The organism is Micromonospora sp. DT4 (assembly GCF_049841675.1).
Classification (GTDB): domain Bacteria; phylum Actinomycetota; class Actinomycetes; order Mycobacteriales; family Micromonosporaceae; genus Micromonospora.
The window spans coordinates 1-474 of record NZ_JBNCKT010000388.1 but is presented as its reverse complement, the minus strand read 5'-3'; the positions used below and the strand labels follow the sequence as shown (position 1 = coordinate 474).

Below are 474 nucleotides of genomic sequence, written 5' to 3'. Positions count from 1 at the left end.
CGACGGGCTCACCGGCCTGCCTGACGCGATCAACACGGTATGGCCACAGACCGTGGTCCAGACCTGCATCGTGCACCTTCTGCGTAACTCCTTGCGTTACGCGGCCCGCCAGGACTGGGAGAAGATCGCCAAAGCGCTGCGGCCGGTCTACACCGCACCGACCGAGGCCGCCGCGACCGATCGTTTCCTGGAGTTCGCTGAGGCATGGGGCAAGAAGTACCCGGCGATCGTCCGGCTCTGGGAGAACGCCTGGGCCGAGTTCGTCCCGTTTTTGACCTTCGACACCGAAATCCGCAAGGTGATCTGCTCGACGAACGCGATCGAGTCAGTCAACGCCCGCATCCGCCGGGCCGTGCGAGCCCGCGGGCACTTCCCGAACGAGCAAGCCGCACTGAAATGCGTGTACCTCGCCGTGATGGCCCTGGACCCGACCGGCACCGGTCAACGCCGCTGGATCACCCGCTGGAAAGCCGC

Annotated in this window: 1 protein-coding gene; it reads left to right on the top strand. The window is 65.8% G+C overall.

Annotated elements, in window-relative coordinates; genetic code table 11:
* A partial coding sequence (locus ACLQ24_RS30240) for an IS256 family transposase (protein WP_425895138.1) occupies nucleotides 1-474 on the top strand: 474 nt, incomplete at both ends.